A 21,127-nucleotide genomic window follows, 5' to 3' on the forward strand; every position below is an offset into this window, starting at 1 on the left:
TCATGCAGAGCGCAGGAAGCGGTCGAGCACCCGGATGCCGAACTGCAAGGACTCCACCGGCACCCGCTCGTCGATGCCGTGGAACAGCGAGGCGAAGTCCAGGTCGGGCGGCAGCCGCAGGGGCGAGAACCCGAAGCAGCGCATGCCCAGACGCTCGAAGCTCTTGGCGTCGGTGCCGCCGCTCATCGTGAAGGGCACCGGCCGCGCGCCGTCGTCCTCGGCCTTGAGCGCGGCGACCATCTGATCGACCAGCGGGCCGTCGAACGTGGTCTCGACGGCGTTGTCGAGCACCAGCCACTCGCGCTCGATGCCCTCGCCGATCAGGCCCGCGAGCTGCCGCTCGAACTCCTCCTGCTGCCCGTAGAGGAACCGGCCGTCGACGGTGGCGCAGGCCGTGCCCGGGATGACGTTGGCCTTGTAGCCGGCGTGGAGCATCGTCGGGTTGGCGGTGTTGCGCAGGGCGGCGCCGATCATCCGGCTGATCGAGCCCAGCCGGGCCAGCGCCTGCTCGGGCTCGTGGGGATCGATCTCTATGCCGTAGGCGTCCTCGACAGCGGCGAGGAACTGGCGCATGGGCGGGGTGAGCGCGGTGGGCAGCCGGGCCGACCCGAGGCGGGCGACCGCCTCGCACAGCCGGGTGACGGCGTTGTCGTCGTGGACGAACGAGCCGTGGCCGGGCTTGCCGCCGGCGGTGAGCCGCATCCAGGCCAGCCCCTTCTCGGCCGTCTGGACGAGGTAGAGGCGCAGGTCGTCGCGGACGGTGATGGAGAAGCCGCCGACCTCGCTGATGGCCTCGGTGCAGTCGTCGAACAGGTCGGGGTGCTCGTCGACCAGCCAGCGGGCGCCGAGCTTGCCGCCGGCCTCCTCGTCGGCGACGAACGCCAGCACGATGTCGCGCGGGGGCCGCACGCCGGTGCGGGCCCAGTCGCGGACCAGTGCCAGGACCATCGCGTCCATGTCCTTCATGTCCACCGCGCCCCGGCCCCAGACGTAGCCGTCGCGCTCCTCGCCGGAGAAGGGGTGGACGCTCCACTCGGCCGGGTCGGCGGGGACGACGTCGAGATGACCGTGCACGAGCAGGGCCGGACGCGACCGGTCGGCACCCTCGATGCGGGCGACCAGGCTGGCGCGGCCGCGCTCGGACTCGTGGATCTCGGACTCGATGCCGACGTCGGCGAGCGTGCAGGCCACCCACTCCGCCGCCGCCCGCTCCCCCGCGCTGGTCGTCGTGTCGCCGGTGTTGGTCGTGTCGATCCGGATCAGGTCCGACAGCAGCTCGGCCACCTCGTCCTGGGCGCCGGCGAGGGGCGGGGCGGGGGTCTCGGCCATGGGGCCGATCGTGCCACCGTCCGGATCCCACCCGTGCGGGTGATGCGCACCTCGATCGTTCCGCTCCGACTGCCGAAGCCTCTGACGTGAGGTTCCTGACTGCACTGCGGGCGCGTGACCCCCAGGCAGCCGCGCACAGCCTGCGGCTGATCCTGCTGGTCTGCGCTGCCGTCGTGGCCGGCCTCACCTCGTTCCAGGAGACCGATGCCGGCCCGCTGGTGCTGACCATCCACTGGTCGGGTGTGGCCGCCCTGATCGCCGCGGCCGTCGCGTGCACCGTCGTCCCCGCCGAGCGGCTCGACCGGCTCGGCGTCGGCGTCCTCATCGCCGTCGGCGGCGTCGTCCTGATCTGCACCCTGAATTTCCTGACCGCCGACACGTCGGCCGCGGCGCAGGCGTTCTTCGCGTTCCCCGTGCTGTGGGCCGCCTTCCACCTGCGGCCGGCGGCCGTGGCGCTCGTGACGGGGACGGCGCTGATCGCCGACGGCGCCACGCTGTTCGCCCTCATGCCTGCGCCGGCCGCGTTCACCGACTTCGTCTTCTTCGGCGCGGTGCTGGCCGTGATGGCGGTGATGCTGCTTCGGGCCAACCGGACCCAGGAGCGGCTCGTGGCCGCGCTCCAGCAGCAGCTGACCATCGACGCCCTGACCGGCCTGGCGACCCGCCGCGCGTTCGACAGCGCGCTCGAGGCGGCCCTGAACCGCTCGGTGCCGGGCGGCACCGCCCTGGTGCTCATCGACGTCGATGCCTTCAAGTCGATCAACGACAACCACGGCCACCCCGTCGGTGACGACGTGCTCGTCCACCTCGCCGCCGTCCTGCGCCGCGGCGTGCGGGCCGAGGACGCCGTCCTGTCCCGGCTGGGGGGTGACGAGCTGGCCGTGCTCATGCCGGGCTGCTCCCGCGACGTCGCCGTGCTGCGCGCCGAGGAGCTGCTCGACGGCGTCCGGTCCGCGCCGCTGACGCTCGCCGACGGAACCCTGCTGGCGCTGTCGATCAGCGTCGGCGTGGCCCACGTGCCGCAACACTCCAGCGACCGGCGCGGGCTCTACACCGCGGCCGACACCGCGCTCTACGACGCCAAGCGCGCCGGTCGGGGGCGCGTCGCCGTCGCCTCGGCCTGACTCCCGCCCGGTCCACCGCCGGGGTCGGGGGGTGCACGAACCCGGCGCTACGGTCGGGTAGTCTTTGCGACGCACTCGTCCGGGTGGCGGAATGGCAGACGCGCTAGCTTGAGGTGCTAGTGCCCTTTATCGGGCGTGGGGGTTCAAGTCCCCCCTCGGACACCAGCTCATGCACACCTCTTGATGGGTGTCACTACACGGTTCCTCGTGTCATGACCCACCGGTGTTCGAAGTCGAGTACCTCGGCGGCGATCTCGAAGTCGCCGTCGTAGTGCAGGACCGTGACCCCGTGTTCCGCGGCGAGCACCGCGGTGAGCAGATCGGTGATGCCCACCGCTCGATGCCGCCCGCTTCGGGCGAGCGTTCGCTGGGCGTCGAAGGCACGCTGCCAGTGAACGTCGTCGGTGGGCAGGTACTCGTACGCCTCTCGGCGGTCCGCACGCACCTGCTCGTACTCGGCCGGGCTGCGAGCGCTGTGGAGCGCCTCGGCATCGAGGGTGGCGCAAGTGGCGACCAGGCCGCCGGTGATGAGCGGCTCCAATCGGTCCGCGACGGCAACCACGCGCATACGGGCCGCCGCGCTGGTGTCGATGAGAAACCGGGCGATCACCGCCACACGTCAGTCCGCTTCTCCGGATCGGCCAACGTCTCCAAGCCACCCTCTCGCAGCCAGGCAACCTGCCGCGCACGCGCGGCCGCGCTTGCGGCCTGCCCCAGCGCGGCGCGGACCGTGTCCGACACCCCGCTGGTGTTCAGCTCCCTCTGCGCTCGAGCAAGCAGTTCATCATCGAGGTCGATCAGGCGCTTGGTCATTGCACAACCCCCCGGCATATATGTCTATCGGTTCAGCAGCATATATCCGCATGATCGCGTTGTCCACGCTCGCTGTGGGGGCTCATCGCGGTCGAGGGTGGTGTAGCGCGGCGGCGAAAAGCCGGCGCCACGGTGAGCGCACCGGCCAGCGCAGGAGCTCGTGGGGACGGCCCGTCGTGACGGTCAGGTCGGCGTCGATGACCGATCTGCCGCCATGGCATCGACTCCGGCCCGCCAGATCGCGTCGATGTCGGTACCGCGCGGGAAGTGGTCGTTCAGCTCCAGGTCGACCAGCCCGTGGGCCAGCCCGAGAAGCGCCAGCGCCCGGTCTCGATCACCGCCGACGGCCTCGATCAGCGGCTCGGCAGCGAACTGCTCGGTGGCGCCGATGGCGTCGTGCCGCATCGGTCGGCGCACGGCGAACTCGTAGAGGTGCGGGTTCTGCAGTGCCCAACTGCGATAGGCGGCAGCGACGTCGCGAGGGGCACGGCCGCCAGAGCGCAGGGCCACTCCGAACTCAGCCATCGCGTGCTGCTGCAGGAGTTCCTCGACGACGCCCTTGTCGGTGACGTGCTTGTAGAGGGAGGGGGCCTGGATGCCGAGCTCGGCGGCCACCCGCCGCATGGTGACGGCGGCCGGCCCCTCGCTGATGAGGATCCGGAGTGCCGCGGCAACGATGTCCCGCTGCCGCTCCGTACCCACCGGTCGGGATCGATCGGTCTCGCTCATCGGGAATGACCTCCGAACGTCAGGCGAGCTGGGTCGGTGCGGCGGGGGCCTGCGGCCGGGGCAGGTGGACGGCAGCGACGATGGTGCCCCAGAGGGCGACGGCGGCGGCGATCCACAGGGCACCGCCCATGCCACCGACGAAGGCATCCACCGCGACCCGGGCGAGACCGGCACCGTCGGCGCCCAGATCGGCGCTCACCGCCATCGCCGCCCCGATGCTGTCGTTCACCGCGGTCCGGACCGCCTCCGGCAGCCCGGGACCGCCGAGCGTCGCCGCCTGCATCGACGTGGAGTACGCGGTCGCGGCCACGCTGCCGACGACGGCGACGCCCAGCACACCCCCGAGTTCGCGGGTCGTGTCGTTGACCGCCGAACCGACGCCCGCGCGAGCCGCTGGCAGGGCGCCCATGATCGAGTCGGTCGCCGCCGGCATCGCCACGCCCGCCCCGAGTCCGAACAGGAACAGACCGATCCCGGTGGGTAGGTAGGACCCGCCGTCGGTGAAGACCGCCTGCACAGCCAGGCCGAGGGCACCGGCCAGGGTGCCTGCGGCCACCGCCAGCCGTGCGCCGTGTGCGGCGGACAGACGCGACCCCAGGCCCGTGCCGGCGAGCATGCCGAGCGCCGCCGGGACGAGAGCTGCCCCCGCGCCGAGCGCCGAGAAGCCGAGCACGAACTGCAGATACTGCGCCTGCAGGAACATCGCACCAGCCATGGCGAAGAAGAGCAGGGTCAGCGAGAGGCTGGCCGCCGTGAACGCCGGGAGACGGAAGAGTCGCACGTCCAGCATCGGCTCCGGACGCCGGAGCTCCCACCACACGAACACGACCGCGATCGCCAGACCGGCGACGAGCAGCAACCCGGTGACCGCCGACGTCCATCCGTTCTCGGGCGCCTCGATGACGGCGTAGGTGACGGCCGTGATCGCCGCGATGGACAGCACCGCACCCACGGGATCGAGCCTCGACGGGCGCCCCGCCCGCGACCGGGGAACCAGGTGGAAAGTCAGGGCCAGAGCCGCCAGCAGCAGCGGCACGTTGATCCAGAAGACCGACGACCAGCTGAACCTGGTCATGAGCGCACCACCGACGATCGGGCCGATGGCGATGCCCGCCCCGCTCACAGCGGCCCAGACCCCGATCGCCTTCGCCCGCTCTCGCGGATCTCCGAACACATTCACGAGGATGGACAGGGTGGCCGGCATGATCAGCGCTCCCCCGATGCCCATCACGGCCCGACCGGCGATCACGCTCGCAACCGAGGACCCGGACGCCGCGACGACGGAGCCGACCGCGAACGCCACGAGGCCGGCCGCGAGTGCACCACGGCGGCCGAACCGGTCCCCCAGGGCGCCCGCGATCAGCAGCAGCCCCGCGAACACGAGCGTGTAGGAGTCCACGATCCACTGAAGCCCTGCCGACGACGCACCCAGATCGACGGCCAGCGACGGCAGCGCCACGTTGATGATCGTGTGGTCGATCGACGTCACGAGCAGCGCCAGAAGGAGGACCACGAGGATGCGCCAGCGATGAGGGTGACTGTCTCCGCGCGTACCCAGGGGCTGCGTGGCAGGGCGTCCGTGCATTGCGCACCTCAGACTTTGACGACGGATTGACGTTGGCTAACGGCGTTAGCCAGTGTGGCTAACGCCGTTAGCCTTTGTCAAGCCGTCGCGGGCGAAGTCTGGCGACGTACCGAGTCCCCCGCGCCGTCGCCGACCAGAGGTGCCCGCGGCGCTGTCCTGGCTCCCGGCGACCGCCTGGAGCACGGTGACCGGGGCGTCGCTTCCCGATACCGTGCGCCCGGTGACCGGCCTCTCCCCCACCGACCGAGCGGACCTGGACCGGGCGGCCCGCCACCTCGTCCGGTACATGGGTGCCGGCGAGTTCGTGCCGTTCGTCGCAGATCGGGCGGCCGGCGCCTTCGTGCACGACGCCTCCGGCCGAGCGGTCCTCGACTTCACCAGCGGGCAGATGAGCGCCATCCTCGGGCACTCGCACCCGGCGATCGTCGAGGTCGTCACCGGGATGGTCGGCCGGCTGGACCACCTCTTCTCCGGGATGCTCTCCCGGCCCGTCATCGATCTCGGGGAGGCCCTGGGAACGCTGGTCCCCGGCCTGGACCGGGTGCTGCTGCTGACCACGGGGGCCGAGGCCAACGAGGCAGCCCTCCGGATGGCGCGGCTGGTCACCGGCGGCTGGGAGGTCGTGGGCTTCAGCCAGTCCTGGCACGGCATGACCGGCGCCGCCGCCTCCGCCACCTACTCGGCCGGACGTCGCGGCTACGGACCGCCCGCGGTCGGCTCGATGGCGATCCCCGCCCCCAACGCCTACCGGCCGCGGTTCACGACCGCCGACGGCGCGCTGGACTGGCAGCGGGAGCTCGACGACGGCTTCGACCTCGTCGACCGGCAGACCTCGGGCGGGCTGGCGGCGTTCATCGCCGAGCCGATCCTGTCCTCCGGCGGCGTCATCGACCTGCCCGAGGGCTACCTCCACGCCCTCCTGGAGCGGTGTCGCGAGCGCGGGATGCTGCTCGTGCTCGACGAGGCGCAGACGGGCGTCGGCCGCACGGGCCGGATGTTCGCCCACGAACGCGACGGGATGACGCCGGATGTCCTGACGCTGTCGAAGACCCTCGGCGCCGGCCTGCCGCTGGCTGCCGTCCTCACCACGACCGAGATCGAGCAGCGTGCGCACGAGCGCGGGTTCCTCTTCTACACGACCCACGTCTCGGACCCCCTCCCTGCCGCGGTCGGGCTCGCGGTCCTGGAGGTCGTCGCCCGCGAGCGGCTCGCCGAGCGCGCGGCCGTGGCCGGCGACCGGCTGCGGCGTGGTCTGGTGGAGCTGCAGGAGCGCCACGAGTGCATCGGCGACGTCCGAGGGCGTGGGCTGCTCCTCGGCGTCGAGATCGTCGCCGACCGCTCCTCGCGCACACCCGCGCCCGAGACCGGCGCGGCGATCAGCCGGCGGTGCTTCGACCTCGGACTGTCCATGAACATCGTGCAGCTGCCGGCCATGGGCGGCGTCTTCCGCATCGCGCCACCGCTGACGGTGACCGACGCGGAGCTCGACCTGGGCCTGGAGATCCTCGACCGGGCCATCACGGACGTCACGGGTTGAGCCCCGGGAGGGCGTAACTCCGCCCGGCCGGCCTCGTTGAGCGGGAGTCCCCCCGCGAAAGGGATCGGCCATGCGAATCTCCCGGGTACTCACGCCACCAGTCGGCGTCCTCCTCCTGATGGCGAGCTCGCTACTCGCCTCCCCGGCGCTGGCGGCCGAACCCGACGCCGGCACCGTCGACCGGCGCACCGACTTCGCCTGGCAGGGCGCCACCTACGACGTCGCGGCCACCACCGCGTTGCCCTGCCCCTCGGCGGCGCAGGATCCTGAGAACCTGGTCTGCGACCACGTCACGATCACCGTCGACGGCGACGGCACCGACCCGCTCGTCGTCTCCATCAGCAGCCCGGTGGAGTCCGCCGACTTCGACCTCTACGTCCACGACGCCCAGGGCGCGCTGGTCGGGTCCTCGGCCAACGCCGCCAGCGACGAGAGCGTGACCGTCCCCGACGCGGCGGGGACCTACGAGGTGCGGGTGCAGCCCTGGCTGGTCACCGAGCCCTCGTCCTACACCGGCAGCGCGACGCTCGGTGCGCGGGAGCGGGGCGACCGCCCCAGCGCCAGCGAGCGGCCGCCGCGCCCGAAGAAGTACGACGCCCCCGACTTCTCCGACCAGATGTGGGGTCTGGAGGAGATCGGGGCCCGGCTGGCCCACGAGACCTCGACCGGCGAGGACGCGGTCGTGGCCGTGATCGACACCGGCGTCGACGTCCACCACCCGGAGTTCGAGGGCCGGTTCACCGCCCCGATGTCGTGGGTCTGCCCGGACGGCGTGCCCGTCCCCTGCGGCGGCTACGAGAACGTCGACGACGGGCAGGGCCACGGCACGCACGTGGCCGGAACCGTGGCCGCGGCCGACGACGGCAAGGGCGTGACGGGCGTCGCGCCGGACGCGACGATCATGCCCGTGCGCGTGGGTGACGACGAAGGCTCGATCGTCGGCGACCTGGCCGCCGCCACCCGGTACGCCACCGAGCAGGGCGCGGACGTCATCACGGTCAGCATCGGCTTCATCGTCGGCAGCGGCCCGGTCATCTCCAACCCCGTTGCACCGTTGGACGACGGGTGGGCCGAGGCGGTCCAGGAGGCCGCGGACGCCGGCGTGCTGGTCACCCTCGCGGCCGGTAACGACGGGGTCCCCTGGTGCGGCCAGGGGGAGGTCTGGCAGGACGCCGCCCTGTGCGTCGGGGCGTACGGCACCGAGAGCGACCCGGCCGTGTACTCCGACTGGGGCCTCGAGATCGACGTCTCGGCGCCGGGGGGCGGCGTGCTCACCTGCGACGGCGGCATCTGGTCCACCGTGCCGCTGGACCTGGCGGAGGTCGACTCCTGCACCGGCACGCCGGGCTATGGCGTCAAGGCCGGCACCTCGATGGCCACCCCGCATGTTGCCGGGGTGGGCGCGATGCTCGCGGATCTCGGCGTGGGCGGCCTCGACGCCCGGCAGCGGATCCTCGACACCGCGCGCAGTTCCGGGGTCCCGACGGCGCCGGCCGCCGTCACCGGGCCGAGGCTGGACGCCGCGGCAGCAGTCCAGCCGTAGCCGGGCTCCGGGGCGGTTGCGACCGACCCGCTCCTGCGGCAGCCGCGGGGTCGACCGGTGACGGGCCGGCCTCGGGGAGCAGCCGGGGCACGAATCAGCCGAGGCGCACGACCAGCTCGGGTGCCTGAGCGAAGGTGTTGGAGACGTAGCAGACCCGTCGCGCCGGCTCGAGAAGTGGCGTCACGACGTCGGCCGGCAGGCTCGTGTGCACCGTGATCGCGAGCTCACGGAACCGCTGGCCCGCGTAGGTCCCCGTTGCCTCCACCGTCAGGTCGGGGAGGTCGACGCCCCGCCTGCGCGCGGCCCACGCCAGTGCCAGCGCGTAGCACGAGGCCAGCGATGCGAGCAGGAGGTCGGTCGGCATCGGCCCCTGCCCGGTGCCGCCGGCCGACGGCGGTTCGTCGACGGTCAGCCGGAACCCCCCGGCCTGCACCGAACACAGCCAGTCGCCCTGCCACGTCGCGACGGCGGTGTTGGTCCCGCCCCGCTCGGCGGCGTCGCCCTCAGTGCTCGTGGTCGTGCCCGTGCCCGTCGCCGTGCCGGTGGTCGTGACCCGCCGGCCGGGCGGCGAACGCCGCGGAGCGCTCCCGGACGTCCCCGACCGAGACCAGCCCCGCCGCGGCGACCACCCGCTCCAGGGCCCGCAGCCAGCAGCCGTAGTAGCTGTAGCACTCCCCCACCGGCGGGTCGGCCTCCCAGGCGGCGATCTGCTCGATCAGCTCCGCGCGGAAGGTCTCGTAGGAGATCGCGCCGGCGTCGACCAGCGCCATGGTCAGACCGAACGCGCGGCCCTCCCACGGCGCGGCGAAGACCAGCTCGCCGTTCGACCGGGGCGGCGCGGCCGGGCCCTCGACGTCCAGCTGCAGAGTCGGCCGATGGTTCGTCGACAGGGTCACGGCGCGGCGACCTTCCGCACGCCGACCATCGCGTCTCGGGTGACCAGCCCGGCCAGCTCCTCCTCCGACATCGACTCCGTGCCGGCCGGACGCTCGGGCAGCACCAGGTAGCGCACCTCCGAGCTGGAGTCGTGCACCCGCACCTCGACGTCCGGACCCAGCTCGGTGCCCCACTCGGCGAGCACCGCCCGTGGCTCCTTCACCACACGCGACCGGTAGGCCGGGTCCTTGTACCAGGACGGCGGCAGCCCCAGCACCGGCCACGGGTAGCAGGAGCAGAGCGTGCAGACGACGACGTTGTGCACCGTCGGCGTGTTCTCGACGACGACCATGTGCTCGCCCTGCGGACCCTTGAACCCCAGCGAGCCGATGGCGGCGGTGCCGTCCTCGAGCAGCCACCTCTTGTACTCGGGGTCGGTCCACGCCTTGGCCACGACCTTCGCGCCGTTCATCGGTCCGACGGCGGTCTCGTAGGTGCGGATGAAGGTCTCGATCGTCTTGGTGTCGATCAGGCCGCGTTCGAGCAGCAGCGACTCCAGCGCTTCGGCCCGCAGGGCCGGCTCGATCCCCGGCGCGACGGTGTCCTCGATGTCGGTGGTCATTCCGCCTTCTTCAGGTAGCTCTCGAACAGGTCCAGTGTCACGGTGGCCGGTTCCGCGCCGTCGCCCCACAGCTCCCGCGAGGTGAAGTCCACCGAGTAGACGTGCTGCGGGTACTCCCCGATGAAGATCGCCGCCGTGTCGGGGAGGACGTGTCCCGGCCGCAGCGCGGTCACCGTTCCGGTCCGGCCGCGTGCGTAGGCGGGCAACCGGGTGTGCGGGGCGCGCATCTCGGCGCGGGTGGTCACGGCGTCACCCACCGCGAAGGCCGGCGGCTGGTCGACCGTGCGCAGGTTGCCACCGCCACCGCTGGGCATGTCCGGCTTGTGCGCCTCGGGAGCGGCCGGTTCCTCGACGTCCTCCCCGCGCAGCCGCCGGGCCCGCGCCTCGACCGCCCCCGGCGCCAGGACGCCGCTGTCCAGCAGCAGGATCTCGGCGCTGGCCAGCCAGCGCTCGTAGTAGCCGGAGAGGTAGTCCGGTTCGGGTACCCGCTCGATCGCGTGCCGGAAGGCGTGCAGATTGGCGCCGGACACCCGGTTGGCCAAGAGTGCCAGCGCGAAGGCCTTGCTCTCCCACTCGTGCGGGAAGGGCTTCTCGTCCGGGTCGATCGGCGGGAGCGGGCCGAAGAAGCGGTCCCGGCCGCCCATGTCGTGCACACGATCCTTCATCACGGCTCCTCGTCCGGCGTGGGCTCGCGGCGGCCCCCGCAGGGGCCCGCCGCGAGCGATGGGGGCAGGGGGTCCCTGCTCAGACGGTCCAGGTGTTGAGCTGGAACGCGCCTTCCTTCCACGCGGTCAGTGCGGAGTCGAGCACGTCGAGCGGGCTGAACGCCTTGACGCCATCCATGAGGTCGTCCTCACGGAAGCCGTAAAGGGCGCCCATGGCGAAGCGGCAGGCGTAGATGGACGCCCCCTCCTTCATGAGCGTCTTGAGCTGTTCGTTGACGGCGAGGTTGCCGGGGAAGCCCTCGGTGCCCACGGACGGGAAGCCGCGGGTCCGCGAGGCGAGCAGCACGCCCGGGCCGTAGAGGACGATGTGGACCTCGAAGCCCTTGCGTACCAGCCGGGTCGCCGTCTTCAGGTTCACCAGCGCCACCGAGCCCTCGAACGGGACGGTGTGGATGAAGATGAACGCCTTCTGCCCCGCCTCGGCCTTGATGTCGGGGAAGACCTTCTCCTCGATGTCGTAGAGGACGTCGCCGTCCTGGGCCTTGGGGATGTCGACGGTCTTGCTGCTCATGGCGGTTCTCCTGGACTCGATGACTGTCGCTGGACGGGTGGGGGTTCCTGCCGTTCGTTCGTTCCTCGCGTGCGGTCCCTCGTGTGCGTTCTCCTCGTGTGCGCCGTCAGACGGCCGGGCCGCTCCCCTCGTCGGGCCGGTGCCAGGTTCGGCGGTGGCTGCCCGGCATCGCGCGCATCACGGTGGCGCGCAGCTTCCAGGGAAGGCGGTGGTAGACGGGCACGTAGACCCGCTGCCAGAAGCGGTCCACCCCCCGCGGCGGCGGCGGTGGCGCAGTGCCGTAGCGACCGCACACGTCGCGTTGCGCGGCCACCATCAGCTGGCGCTCGGAGACCTCGCGCAGACGGCGGGCGAACGACGCCCGGACGGGGGGCACCTCAGCTCCCCAGCCGCGCGAGGGCGTCCTGGGCGGCCATCGCGATCGGTTCGTTCAGCGCCCCGATCGGCGGGGAGTAGACGTTCTCCATCGTCGCCAGGTCGCGCAGGGTGATGCCCTTGCGCACGGCCATCGCCAGGAAGTCGGCCCGCTCCTTGATCCCCTCGCCGCCGACCATCTGGGCCCCGATCAGCCGCAGCCCGCCCGGCTCGGCGAGAAGCTTGACCTTGACCGGTTTCACGTCCGGGAAGTAGCGGGCACGGGAGATGCCCTGCGCCTGCCCGGTCACGAACGGGATGCCCAGCGCGGTCGCCAGCGTCTCGCTGAAGGAGACCCCGCCGATCATCCACTTGCCGGCGACCATCGCCCACGGCACGTACACCGGCTGGTACGCCCGCCGCCCGCCGGCCGCGTTGACCCCGGCCACCTTCCCCTGCGCGTACGCATGGCTGCCGGAGAGGCCCTGGATGGGCACGTTGCTGACCCCGTGCGGGATCTCGGTGCAGTCCCCGGCCGCCCAGACGCCGGGCACCGAGGTGGCCATGGTCTCGTCGACGACGAAGCCGCCGGCCGAGCCGACGGCGAGCCCGGCGGCCGCGCCGAGGTCGGTGCGCGGCACCTTGTGGCTGCAGACGACGACCAGGTCGCAGGCGATCTCGCCGTCGGTGGTGCTCACACCGCGCACCCGGCCGGACGCATCGCCGAGGATCGCCTCGAGCGTGGTGTTGAAGTGCAGGTGCGCGCCCATCTCCTGCCAGGACTCCTGGACCGGGGCGACGATGTCGGGATCGGTGGCCATCGACAGCGCCCACGGGCTGGGATCGACCAGGTGGGTTTCGATGCCGCGGTGGCACAGCGCGGTGACCATCTCCATGCCGAGCGGTTGCGCCTCGAGGACCACGGCGCTGCGGACGCCGTCGAGCACCTCGTCCCAGCGCATGGCCTCGCGGATGTTCTTCATGTAGTAGATGCCGGCGAGGTCGGCGCCCGGCACGTCCGGCTTGCCGTAGTCCCAGCCGCTGGCTATCACGAGCGCGTCGTAGGGCACCGGCGGGCCGTTGCCGACCCGCACGTTCCTGCCGCGGGCGTCGATGGCCTGCACCGCGGTCTGGTAGCGGATGTCGATGCCCTGGTCGGCGTACTGCTGCTTGGTGCCGAGGAAGAGCCGCTCGAAGTCGGGGATCTCACCGCCGTGCACGTAGGGGATGCCACAGGGGCTGTACGCCGCGTCCTCGTACTCGGTGTAGACCGTGATCTCGGCCTCGCGGTCGGTGCCGCGGGCCGCCCCGGCCGCACCGATGCCCGCGGCTCCCCCACCGATGATCACGATGCGCCGTGCTGGAGTCGGGCTGGCCACGAGGGGCCTCCTTCGCCCGGGTGAGACCCGGGGATCGGCGTTCAGCATGGGGAACGAGGCGTGCACTATCCTGGGTAGCTCCACACAGCGGCGTCAAGGCCTCCGGTGACGCGGGGCCGATAATCGGGTTTCCGATGTGACCGCGATGCCGGCGTCGCGTGCGAAAGGCGGAGATGACCGAGGAACTCACCCGCATCGTGTCGGGCATCGGCCCGAAGCTGCGCGCGCTGCGCAAGCAGGCGGGACTGTCCCTGCAGCAGCTGTCCGGTCGGTCCGACGTCTCCGCCGCGGCGATCCACAAGATCGAGCAGAGCGGCATGGTGCCCACCATCACGACCCTGCTGAAGCTCGCGGGGGCGCTGGGGCGGCCGGTGGCCTACTTCGTCGACGAGGAGGAGGAAGCCGCCGACCCGACGGTGTTCATCCGCGACGGCGACCGGCGGCCGATCCTGACCTCGCACACCGGGATCGACCTGGCCGGGATCAGCGGCGCCTACGGCCGGTTCTACCTGGCCGGAGCACGCGCCACGGTCCTGCCCGGCGCCAGCAGCGGCGACCGGGCGATGGAGCACCCGGGCGAAGAGCTGGTGTACCTGCTCGAGGGCGAACTGGAGTTCGTGGTCAACGAGCAGTGCTACCGCCTGGAGCCGGGCGACTCGCTGCACTTCCGCACCGTGCAGCCGCACTTCTGGCGCAACCCCGGCTCCCGCGACGCCGTCGCCCTCTGGATGGCACTGCGCCCGCAGTAAGGGCCGATTGCCCGTCAGGCGGGGGCAGGGGTGCGGTCGAGATCGGCGTAGACCTCCAGGTGGCGCCGGGCGCTCGCGGCCCACGTGAACCGCTGCGCCACGGCGTGCCCTGCCGCGACCAGCGCGGCCCGCAGCCGGCCGTCGGTGAGGACGGCGAGCAGCGCGTCGGCCAGGGCGTCGACGTCTCCCACCGGGACGAGCAGCGCGTCCCGCCCGGCGACCAGGTACTCGCGGAACACCGGGAGGTCGCTGGTGACCACGGGCACCCCGGCGCTCATCGCCTCGAGCACCGCCAGCCCGAAGCCCTCCTTGACCGACGGGAAGGCCAGCGCGTCCGCGGCGCGGTACCAGGCGGGCATGTCCGCGTCGGGCACCGTGCCGACCTCGACGACGTCGCGGCCGAGCTCGAGCCCCAGCGCGGGCAGTTCGGCGAGGACCGCGTCGTGGTACGCGCGGTAGTCCTGGAAGGAGTGCCCGCCCAGCACGGCCAGGACCGGGCTGAGACCCGACCGGCGGCGCGCCGCCGCCAGCGCGCGGACCAGGTTGTCGCTGCCCTTGCGCGGTTCCAGCCCGCCGACCGCGAGCAGGAGCGGCCGGTCTGTCGCCCCCACCGAGGCCCGGAGCTGGGCCGCCCGGGCCGGGGAGCCGTCGGCGTACCGCGCCACGTCGACGCCGTTGGGCACCACCGACGGCGCCACGCCGTAGTCGGCGGCCAGGATCTCCCGCCACACCTCGGTGACGGCCAGGACGACGTCGGGCTCGAGGATGGCCGCGCGCTGGCAGTCCTGCAGCACCCGGCTGGTGAAGTCGTCCACGTGGTGCACCGTGCGCACGACCGGCACGTGCTCCCCCGCCGCCTCGCGGACCCGGGCGGCGGCGCGCGCGCTGATGCAGTCCTGCGCGTGCAGCACCACGCCGGGGGCCGCCGCGACCACCTCGGTGAGCACGGCCTCCAGGCAGTCGATGCTGCCCGCCACCTTCGCCTCGAGATCGGCCGCGCCGGCCGGGCCGGGCACCAGGGTCACCGGCGCCCGCACCGGGCGGAAGAACCCGGCCGCCGGGTCCCCGAGGGCGACGACCCGCACCGGCACACCGAGGTCGGCCAGCGCCTCCGCCAGCTCCAGCGTGTGCACCACCCCGCCGCGCGGCTTGGTCGAGTAGGTCAGCAGCGCCACCGGGCGGTGCCCGGCCGGATCCGGGGTCATGCCCCCTCCTCGAGGAGTTCCGGACGGCGCAGCACCAGGGCCGCCGCCGCGCGGGCGGCCTGGGCGTTGGTCTCCGCCACGAGGCAGCCGGCCTCCTCCAGCCGGGTCCGCTGAGCCGGGTAGCCCTGCGGATCGGCCTCGGTGCCGAGCAGGTAGGCGACGACCAGGGGGCCACCGCCCGCCATCACCTCCGCGCACACGGGCGCGAGCCGCCCGGCCGGGTCCTCGGCGCTGCCGAGGCCGAGGACGACGTCGAGCAGGACGACGGCGACGGTGGGATCGGCCGCGGCCTCGCGCAGCAGCTCCAGCCGGCGCTCCGGGTCGATCATCGGGTGCGGGCGGCCGCGGGTGTACTCCTCGGCGCCGAGGTCGAGCAGCACGTGCGCGCGGTCGGGAGCCGGGAGGCCCTGCTCCGGGCGCAGCGGCTCGTTGGACCACACCGGGCCGAGCAGGCGCTCGAGCACGTACTGGGCCTCGTAGCAGAGCGTGCCGCCGGAGAACAGGCCGCGCACCGCCGTCCGGCCCGCCGGTGGTTCACCGGCCGCCGCCACCCGCTCGCGGAGCCCGCCGTCCAGGACGGGCACCTCGGCCCCGGCCAGCGCGGCGGCGGCCCGCACCCCGGCCTCCAGCGTGGGCGCCTGCCGCACCGTCGCTCCGCTCCCGTCGACACGGGTGTCGAGCCGGTCCAGCCCCAGGTAGACCGCCACGGCAGGAGTGCTGCGGCACTCGGCCAGCACCGTCTCGGCGACGGCGGGATCGGGCGGCTTGCTCACCAGCAGGACCACGCCGGTGTCCGGGTCGGCGTCGAGGGCGCGCACCGCCGACCGGGCCATCCGCCCGCCGACCTGCGCGGTGAGGTCCCGCCCGCCCACGCCGATCACCTGGGTGACGGGCACGCCCCACCGGTCGAGCAGCGTCGACACCTCCTGCGCACCGGTGCCCGCGGCCGCGACGACGCCGACCCCGCGCAGGCCCGGGGACGGTTCCGCCGAGAGCACGTTGGCGAAGCCCAGTCCGGTGCCGGCCAGGACCGCGGTGCCGGCGCCGGGGCCCATGACCAGCCGACCCAGGCGCAGTGCCCGATCCTTGAGCTCGACCTCCTCCTCGACCGGCACGTTGTCGCTGAAGAGCAGCACGTGCAGACCCGCGGTCAAGGCGTGGTGCGCCTCCAGCGCGGCGTACTCCCCGGGCACCGACACGACGGCCACCGACATGCCGGGCATGCGACGCACGGCCTCGGCGATGTCGGCCGGTGGCGCATCGGCGGCGGTGTCCGACGTCGCCTCGCGGCGCTCGGCGAAGGCCGCCTCGCGGCCGGCGTCCAGGGCGGCCTCGAGGCTCTCCTCGTCGTCGGCGGTGACCGCGAGCACGAGGTCGTTGCCGTCCAGTCCGTCCAGATCGCCCGCGGGGAAGCCGGCGGCGGCGAGATCCTCCCGGCCGCGCGGGCTCGCCATGACCGCGCCGGCCCAGCTCACCCCGCTGCGCTGGTCCATGGTCACGGTGGTGGCCATGAGCAGCAGCGAGTCCAGGTACGTGTCGCGGTGCACCCGCAGCCCCCGGACGGTCATGCCAGGTTCGCCATCGGCACCGGGGAGCGCTCGATGCACGTCCCGGCACCGGGCAGGCCGTCGGCGGTGTCCCGCAGCAGCCCGGCAGACGTGATGATGGCTCGGTGGCCACCGTCGCGCAGGAAGGCCAGGGCCGCGGTGATCTTCGGCCCCATGCTGCCGGGCGGGAACTGCCCGGCGGCCAGGAGCCGGGCCGCCTCCTCGACGTCGAGCCGGTGCACCGGCCGCTGCCGCGGCGTGCCGTGGTCGAGGTGCACGCAGTCGACCCCGGTGAGCAGGTAGAGCTCCTCGGCCCGTACCGCGGTGGCCAGCGCCGCGGCCGCCAGGTCCTTGTCGATGACCGCGTCCAGTGCGGTCAGTCGCCCGTCCGGCCCGGCGGAGACGGCGATGCCGCCGCCGCCCGCGGCCAGCACGACCGCGCCGGCGGCGAGCAGGGTGCGCACGGCGGCGAGTTCCACGATCCCGATCGGCCGCGGGGAGGGCACGACCCGGCGCCACCCCCGGCCGGCGTCCTCCACGACCTGCCAGCCGCGTTCCCGGGCGAGCTGCTCGGCCTCCCGCCGGTCGAGGAACGGTCCGATCGGCTTGGTCGGGTGGGCGAAGGCCGGGTCGGCGGCGTCGACGAGCACGTGGGTGACCAGGCCGACGGCCGTCCCGGCCCCGCACTCCGCGTCGATCGCCCGGGCCAGCACGCCCCCCAGCTGGCCCTGCGTCATGGCCGAGAGCTGGTGCAGCGGCTGGGCGGGCACGGTGGCCGCCAGGGCGTCCTGCTGCAGTGCCAGGTTGCCCACCTGGGGGCCGTTGCCGTGCACGACGGCGAGCTGCCGGCCGGACCGGACCAGGTCGGCGAGGGCGCCGGCCATGGCCGCGGCGTTGGCCGCGATCTCCTCGGCGCTGCCGAGCTGCTCGGGCCGGGTGAGTGCGTTGCCGCCGACGGCCACCACGGCCGAACCGGATCGGATAGGAGACGGCATGTTGATGATGGTGAACCCCTGGCCCCGAGGAGCGCAATGAGCCCCGACGTCGTCGGACCCGATCCCTACGCCGGTCTCCCGCCCGGCGCGCCGGACCCCGACGACGGGCCGGTGCCCACACTGCTCGCCTCGTCCTGGGAGCAGGCGGAGGCGCGGCTCTACCCCACCGTCCTGGAGAACCCGGAGCTCTACCAGCGGATCGTCCGGCTGGTCCGCGCCACCGCCGACCACCTCCGACTGCTGGGCACCGGCACCAGCGCCCTGGTCGCTGCCGCCCAGCGCGGGCCGGAGCTGGTCGCCGCCGTGGCGGACGACAGCGGGATCCCGGCCACCCAGGTGGACCTGGGACTCCTGGCCCAGGCCGCGCTCGCGATGCGCTACCGCGAGCTGCGCGGGGAGCAGGCCGCGCGGCGCCGGGTGCGCCGGGCCGAGGAAGGACGCGCCGCCGGCGCGGCGTGGGTGGTGGTCGAGGAGTCGGGCGACCCGGCCGGCGATCCCTATCGCCCGTACTCCCGCCTGGAGGTGGCGACCACCGGCGGGCACGCGCTCCTGGTCACCACCGTCCCGGACGACGAGTACCGCGGGGTCACCCACCACGTCCACCGGGTCCGCCTCGACCTCGCGACCGGCGAGGTGGTCGAGGACCCGGCCGAGCCCGGCCCGAGCAGCCATCCCGACGCCGCGACCCGGGACGCCGCCGCGGCGGACACCCGCGGCCGTCTCACAGGGTCTTGACACAACCCTCCACCGGGCCAACTGTTTCCTATGGTGAACGCCGGTCCGGCGGTGCAGGGGCGTCCACCGACCCGTGATGGCCCGGAGAGGGGCAGCACATGACCGTGACGACACGACCCCCGGATGCTGCCGCGGCCCTGCCGCCGACCGCCTTACCGCCCACCCCCTCGCCGCCGTCCGCGGAGGACGTCGCCCGCCTGATCACGGCACTGCAGAGCCAGGGACTGCGCGTCGCGGTGCCGATGGAGGCCCGCGCCGGCGGCGCCGGCCCGGCCGACGCCGGGATGCTCTACATCGAGGGCGTACCGGCGACCGTGCCGACCAGTGCGCCGTACGTCGCCGACTCCCCGTACGCGCTGCGTGGTGAGGACGACGGGAGCTGGGCGGTCTACCGCGACGGGAAGCGGCTGGCCTCGGCCTCCCCCGCCCCGCGCCCGCGCTACTACGACCTCACCACGGCCGACGGCGTCCCGTACTGGCAGATCGCACTGATGCACCTGGACTCGATGGCCAGCACGGTGCTGCAGACCTGCGCGTACTGGGGCAACGACGACCAGTGCCGGTTCTGCGGCATCGGCGTCACCCTCGCCGCGGGCCGCACGATCGCGAAGAAGACCCCGGCGATGCTGGCGGAGGTGGCGGTCGCCGCCCGCGACCTCGACGGCGCGGTCGACGCGACGCTCACCACGGGCAGCACGGCGACCCCCGACCGCGGGGCGATGTACGTCGCGCGCTGCGCGGCCGCGGTCAAGGAGGCCGCCGGACTGCCGGTCCAGGTGCAGTTCGAGCCGCCGGCCGACCTGGACGTGATCGACCGGGTCGCCGACCTGGGGGTCGACTCCGTCGGCATCCACGTGGAGAGCTTCGACCCGGCGGTGCTGGCCCGGGTCGCGCCCGGCAAGGCGCGCTGGGGCATCGAGGCGTACTTCGTGGCGTGGGAACGCGCCGTCGCCGCCTTCGGTCCCGGGCAGGTGTCGACGTACGTCATCCTCGGCATGGGTGAGGACCTCGACGTCACCGTCGAGGGCTGCAAGCGCGCCATCGACCTGGGGGTCTACCCGTTCGTCGTCCCGCTGCGGCCGGTGCCCGGCAGCCTCATGGCGGACTTCCGGCCGCCGCCGCGGGAGGTCGTCGAGGCCGTGTACCGCAGGGTCGTCCCGCACCTGGCCGCGCGCGGGCTGTCCGCCGCGGGCGTCATCGCCGGTTGCGCGCGATGCCAGGCCTGCTCGGGCCTGGGCGCGTTCGAGCGCTCGGACGGGGGGATCCGTGACGGACGTCCGTCCCTTCCGTTCCTCGGTCACTGAGCCGGCGGTCCGGGGGCCCGACCCCGGCTGCCGACCGGTCGCCACCGCCGGGGAGCTCGCGGCCCACCATCGGATCCGCCGGGCGGTGTTCGTCACCGAACAGGGCCTGTTCTCCGCCAGCGACGCCGACGAGCACGACGCCTGGTCGACCACCGTGCACGTGCTCGGCTTCGTCGACGGCGAGCCGGCCGGCACCGTCCGGCTGTACCCGCTGACGGACACGCTCTGGCACGGCGACCGGCTGGCCGTGCTGCCCGCCTACCGCCGCTCGCGGCTCGCCGCCCACCTGGTGCGGCTGGCCGTCACGCTGGCCGGCGAGCGCGGCGGAACCCGCATGCAGGCGCGGGTGCAGGCGCCCAACGTGCGGTTCTTCGAGTTCCTGGGCTGGGAGCCGACGGCCCCGCAGGCCGATCACCTGGGGGTGCCGCACCGGTGGATGGCGATCCCGCTGCAGCGGACAGGGACGTGAGCAGTCCAGTGAGGACACCGGGCTCAGCGACGCAGGTTGGTGACCCCCTGGCTGGCCAGGTCGAACACCGTCACGGCCGCCCCCGAGCGGGCCAGTCGCACCTGGCCGGTGTCATCCAGCTCCCCCAGCGCCGCCGCCGTCAGGCCGCGGCCGCGGAAACCGGCCAGGCAGTCCTCGACCCGCTCGGCCGGGCAGGTGAGCAGGAAGGCGTACGCCGGGAAGCAGGACAACCAGTCCCCCAGCGGCACCCCGTCGGGGACGGGCAGGTGCGCCAGGTCGATGGTGACGCCCAGCCGGCCCGGCTCGAGCAGCATGGCCAGCGAGCCGACCAGCCCCGCCATGCTGACGTCCTTGGCCGCCACCGCGGCCCCGGCGGCGGCCAGCTCGGCCAGCAGCCGGACGTCACCGGCCAGCCGCTCACCGCGCTGCTCGAACGACGGGAAGAAGAGGAAGTCGGGGCGCATCGCCCCGTCCAGGCAGCACCCCAGAACCACCACCTGGCCGGGCGCGGCCGCGGTCGCGGAGAGCACCCGCTCGGCCCGGCCGATGCCGAACGCCGAGAGCGCGGGCGGCCCGTCGGTCCGGGTCAGGTGCCCGCCGACGATCGGGACGTCGTAGCGCGCGGCGGCCCAGCGCATCCCGCGCAGCACCTCCCGGGCCAGCCCCTCCGAGCCCACCACGGTGTCGAGCAGGGCCACCGGCCGCGCGCCCATGGCCGCCAGGTCGTTGACGTTGGCCAGCACCGCGGCGATCCCCGCCCCGTAGGGGTCGGCGGCCACGAACGCGGGCAGGATCGCCTCCCCGCCGACGACGACCGCACCCTCGCCGGGCGGCAGCACCGCGCCGTCGTCGCCCGGTCCGGCGTACCAGTCGCCGCCGCCGAGGACATCGGCCACCAGGCCGATGTCGGCCTTGGCCAGGACGCCGGGCAGCGCACGGAGTCGTTCGGCGAGCGCGGGGAGATCGGTCACGGGCGCCTCCTGACGAACGGACGTG

The 21,127-nt window shown here is 73.5% G+C and carries 23 protein-coding genes and 1 tRNA gene; 8 read left to right on the forward strand and 16 right to left on the reverse strand.

Annotated elements, in window-relative coordinates; genetic code table 11:
* The gene (locus ABD644_RS10410) at positions 1-1,329 is read right to left on the reverse strand and encodes a M20/M25/M40 family metallo-hydrolase (protein WP_344688779.1); all 1,329 of its coding nucleotides are present in this window, start codon (positions 1,327-1,329) and stop codon (positions 1-3) included.
* Between the two features lie 86 nt (positions 1,330-1,415).
* Here ABD644_RS10410 and ABD644_RS10415 point away from each other — a divergent pair, with 86 nt between their 5' ends.
* Complete coding sequence (locus ABD644_RS10415) at positions 1,416-2,453, forward strand: GGDEF domain-containing protein (protein WP_344688780.1); 1,038 nt, start codon at positions 1,416-1,418, stop codon at positions 2,451-2,453.
* 77 nt (positions 2,454-2,530) lie between these two features.
* Positions 2,531-2,618, forward strand: a tRNA-Leu gene (locus ABD644_RS10420).
* Positions 2,619-2,646: 28 nt separating this feature from the next.
* Here ABD644_RS10420 and ABD644_RS10425 read toward each other — a convergent pair.
* From ABD644_RS10425 to ABD644_RS10440, 4 genes are all read right to left on the reverse strand, one after another.
* Positions 2,647-3,069 carry a PIN domain-containing protein gene (locus ABD644_RS10425; protein WP_344688781.1) on the reverse strand — a complete coding sequence of 141 codons (423 nt, stop codon included), beginning with the start codon at positions 3,067-3,069 and terminating at the stop codon, positions 2,647-2,649.
* The gene (locus tag ABD644_RS10430; RefSeq protein WP_344688782.1) at positions 3,060-3,266 is read right to left on the reverse strand and encodes a DUF2191 domain-containing protein; all 207 of its coding nucleotides are present in this window, start codon (positions 3,264-3,266) and stop codon (positions 3,060-3,062) included. Before ABD644_RS10430 ends, ABD644_RS10425 begins: the two co-directional genes overlap by 10 nt.
* Before the next feature lie 183 nt (positions 3,267-3,449).
* A complete protein-coding gene (locus ABD644_RS10435; protein WP_344688783.1) occupies positions 3,450-3,995 on the reverse strand; it encodes a TetR/AcrR family transcriptional regulator in 546 nt (181 codons plus the stop codon).
* Positions 3,996-4,014: 19 nt separating this feature from the next.
* Complete coding sequence (locus tag ABD644_RS10440; protein WP_344688784.1) at positions 4,015-5,508, reverse strand: DHA2 family efflux MFS transporter permease subunit; 1,494 nt, start codon at positions 5,506-5,508, stop codon at positions 4,015-4,017.
* Between the two features lie 292 nt (positions 5,509-5,800).
* Between ABD644_RS10440 and ABD644_RS10445 the strand changes: the two genes are divergently transcribed.
* Positions 5,801-7,117 carry an aspartate aminotransferase family protein gene (locus ABD644_RS10445; RefSeq protein WP_344688785.1) on the forward strand — a complete coding sequence of 439 codons (1,317 nt, stop codon included), beginning with the start codon at positions 5,801-5,803 and terminating at the stop codon, positions 7,115-7,117.
* Positions 7,118-7,235: 118 nt separating this feature from the next.
* Positions 7,236-8,660 carry a S8 family serine peptidase gene (locus ABD644_RS10450; RefSeq protein ID WP_344688786.1) on the forward strand — a complete coding sequence of 475 codons (1,425 nt, stop codon included), beginning with the start codon at positions 7,236-7,238 and terminating at the stop codon, positions 8,658-8,660.
* 94 nt (positions 8,661-8,754) lie between these two features.
* Here the strand turns inward: ABD644_RS10450 and ABD644_RS10455 are convergent, their stop codons facing one another.
* The 7 genes from ABD644_RS10455 to ABD644_RS10485 form a co-directional block, all read right to left on the reverse strand.
* The gene (locus ABD644_RS10455) at positions 8,755-9,093 is read right to left on the reverse strand and encodes an OsmC family protein (protein WP_344688787.1); all 339 of its coding nucleotides are present in this window, start codon (positions 9,091-9,093) and stop codon (positions 8,755-8,757) included.
* A 70-nt stretch (positions 9,094-9,163) separates the two neighbouring features.
* On the reverse strand, positions 9,164-9,556 hold the full coding sequence (locus ABD644_RS10460; protein ID WP_344688788.1) for a nitrile hydratase accessory protein: 393 nt from the start codon (positions 9,554-9,556) through the stop codon (positions 9,164-9,166).
* On the reverse strand, positions 9,553-10,158 hold the full coding sequence (gene nthA, locus ABD644_RS10465) for a nitrile hydratase subunit alpha (protein WP_344688789.1): 606 nt from the start codon (positions 10,156-10,158) through the stop codon (positions 9,553-9,555). Before nthA ends, ABD644_RS10460 begins: the two co-directional genes overlap by 4 nt.
* Positions 10,155-10,823, reverse strand: coding sequence for a nitrile hydratase subunit beta (gene nthB, locus ABD644_RS10470; RefSeq protein WP_344688790.1), 669 nt, complete (start codon positions 10,821-10,823; stop codon positions 10,155-10,157). Before nthB ends, nthA begins: the two co-directional genes overlap by 4 nt.
* Before the next feature lie 79 nt (positions 10,824-10,902).
* Positions 10,903-11,394 (reverse strand): MSMEG_0572/Sll0783 family nitrogen starvation response protein, encoded by a 492-nt coding sequence (locus ABD644_RS10475; RefSeq protein ID WP_344688791.1) that lies wholly within the window; start codon positions 11,392-11,394, stop codon positions 10,903-10,905.
* 106 nt (positions 11,395-11,500) lie between these two features.
* Positions 11,501-11,770 carry a hypothetical protein gene (locus ABD644_RS10480; RefSeq protein WP_344688792.1) on the reverse strand — a complete coding sequence of 90 codons (270 nt, stop codon included), beginning with the start codon at positions 11,768-11,770 and terminating at the stop codon, positions 11,501-11,503.
* A gap of 1 nt (position 11,771) precedes the next feature.
* On the reverse strand, positions 11,772-13,127 hold the full coding sequence (locus ABD644_RS10485) for an FAD-dependent oxidoreductase (RefSeq protein ID WP_344688793.1): 1,356 nt from the start codon (positions 13,125-13,127) through the stop codon (positions 11,772-11,774).
* 173 nt (positions 13,128-13,300) lie between these two features.
* On the opposite strand from ABD644_RS10485, the gene ABD644_RS10490 reads away from it, so the two are divergent.
* Positions 13,301-13,876, forward strand: a complete 576-nt coding sequence (locus tag ABD644_RS10490; protein WP_344688794.1) for a cupin domain-containing protein — start codon at positions 13,301-13,303, stop codon at positions 13,874-13,876.
* A gap of 14 nt (positions 13,877-13,890) precedes the next feature.
* Here ABD644_RS10490 and ABD644_RS10495 read toward each other — a convergent pair whose 3' ends face one another.
* The 3 genes from ABD644_RS10495 to ABD644_RS10505 are packed head-to-tail and all read right to left on the reverse strand — an operon-like array spanning position 13,891 to position 17,623.
* A complete protein-coding gene (locus ABD644_RS10495; RefSeq protein ID WP_344688795.1) occupies positions 13,891-15,081 on the reverse strand; it encodes an MSMEG_0565 family glycosyltransferase in 1,191 nt (396 codons plus the stop codon).
* Complete coding sequence (locus tag ABD644_RS10500) at positions 15,078-16,649, reverse strand: AllF/FdrA family protein (protein WP_344688796.1); 1,572 nt, start codon at positions 16,647-16,649, stop codon at positions 15,078-15,080. Before ABD644_RS10500 ends, ABD644_RS10495 begins: the two co-directional genes overlap by 4 nt.
* Complete coding sequence (locus ABD644_RS10505; protein ID WP_344688797.1) at positions 16,646-17,623, reverse strand: carbamate kinase; 978 nt, start codon at positions 17,621-17,623, stop codon at positions 16,646-16,648. Before ABD644_RS10505 ends, ABD644_RS10500 begins: the two co-directional genes overlap by 4 nt.
* A gap of 36 nt (positions 17,624-17,659) precedes the next feature.
* On the opposite strand from ABD644_RS10505, the gene ABD644_RS10510 reads away from it, so the two are divergent.
* The 3 genes from ABD644_RS10510 (at position 17,660) to ABD644_RS10520 (ending at position 20,131) form a co-directional block, all read left to right on the forward strand.
* Entirely contained in the window at positions 17,660-18,358 is a 699-nt protein-coding gene (locus ABD644_RS10510) for a hypothetical protein (protein WP_344688798.1), read from the forward strand.
* Positions 18,359-18,456: 98 nt separating this feature from the next.
* Positions 18,457-19,662 carry an MSMEG_0568 family radical SAM protein gene (locus ABD644_RS10515; protein WP_344688799.1) on the forward strand — a complete coding sequence of 402 codons (1,206 nt, stop codon included), beginning with the start codon at positions 18,457-18,459 and terminating at the stop codon, positions 19,660-19,662.
* Entirely contained in the window at positions 19,625-20,131 is a 507-nt protein-coding gene (locus ABD644_RS10520; protein WP_344688800.1) for an MSMEG_0567/Sll0786 family nitrogen starvation N-acetyltransferase, read from the forward strand. The genes ABD644_RS10515 and ABD644_RS10520 overlap by 38 nt, the downstream gene beginning before the upstream one ends.
* Positions 20,132-20,154: 23 nt before the next feature.
* Here the strand turns inward: ABD644_RS10520 and ABD644_RS10525 are convergent, their stop codons facing one another.
* Positions 20,155-21,102, reverse strand: a complete 948-nt coding sequence (locus tag ABD644_RS10525) for an AIR synthase related protein (RefSeq protein ID WP_344688801.1) — start codon at positions 21,100-21,102, stop codon at positions 20,155-20,157.
* Positions 21,103-21,127 lie beyond the last annotated feature (25 nt).

Origin of the sequence: Blastococcus jejuensis, from assembly GCF_039534705.1 — a bacterium.
In the GTDB taxonomy this organism is placed as follows: domain Bacteria; phylum Actinomycetota; class Actinomycetes; order Mycobacteriales; family Geodermatophilaceae; genus Blastococcus_B; species Blastococcus_B jejuensis.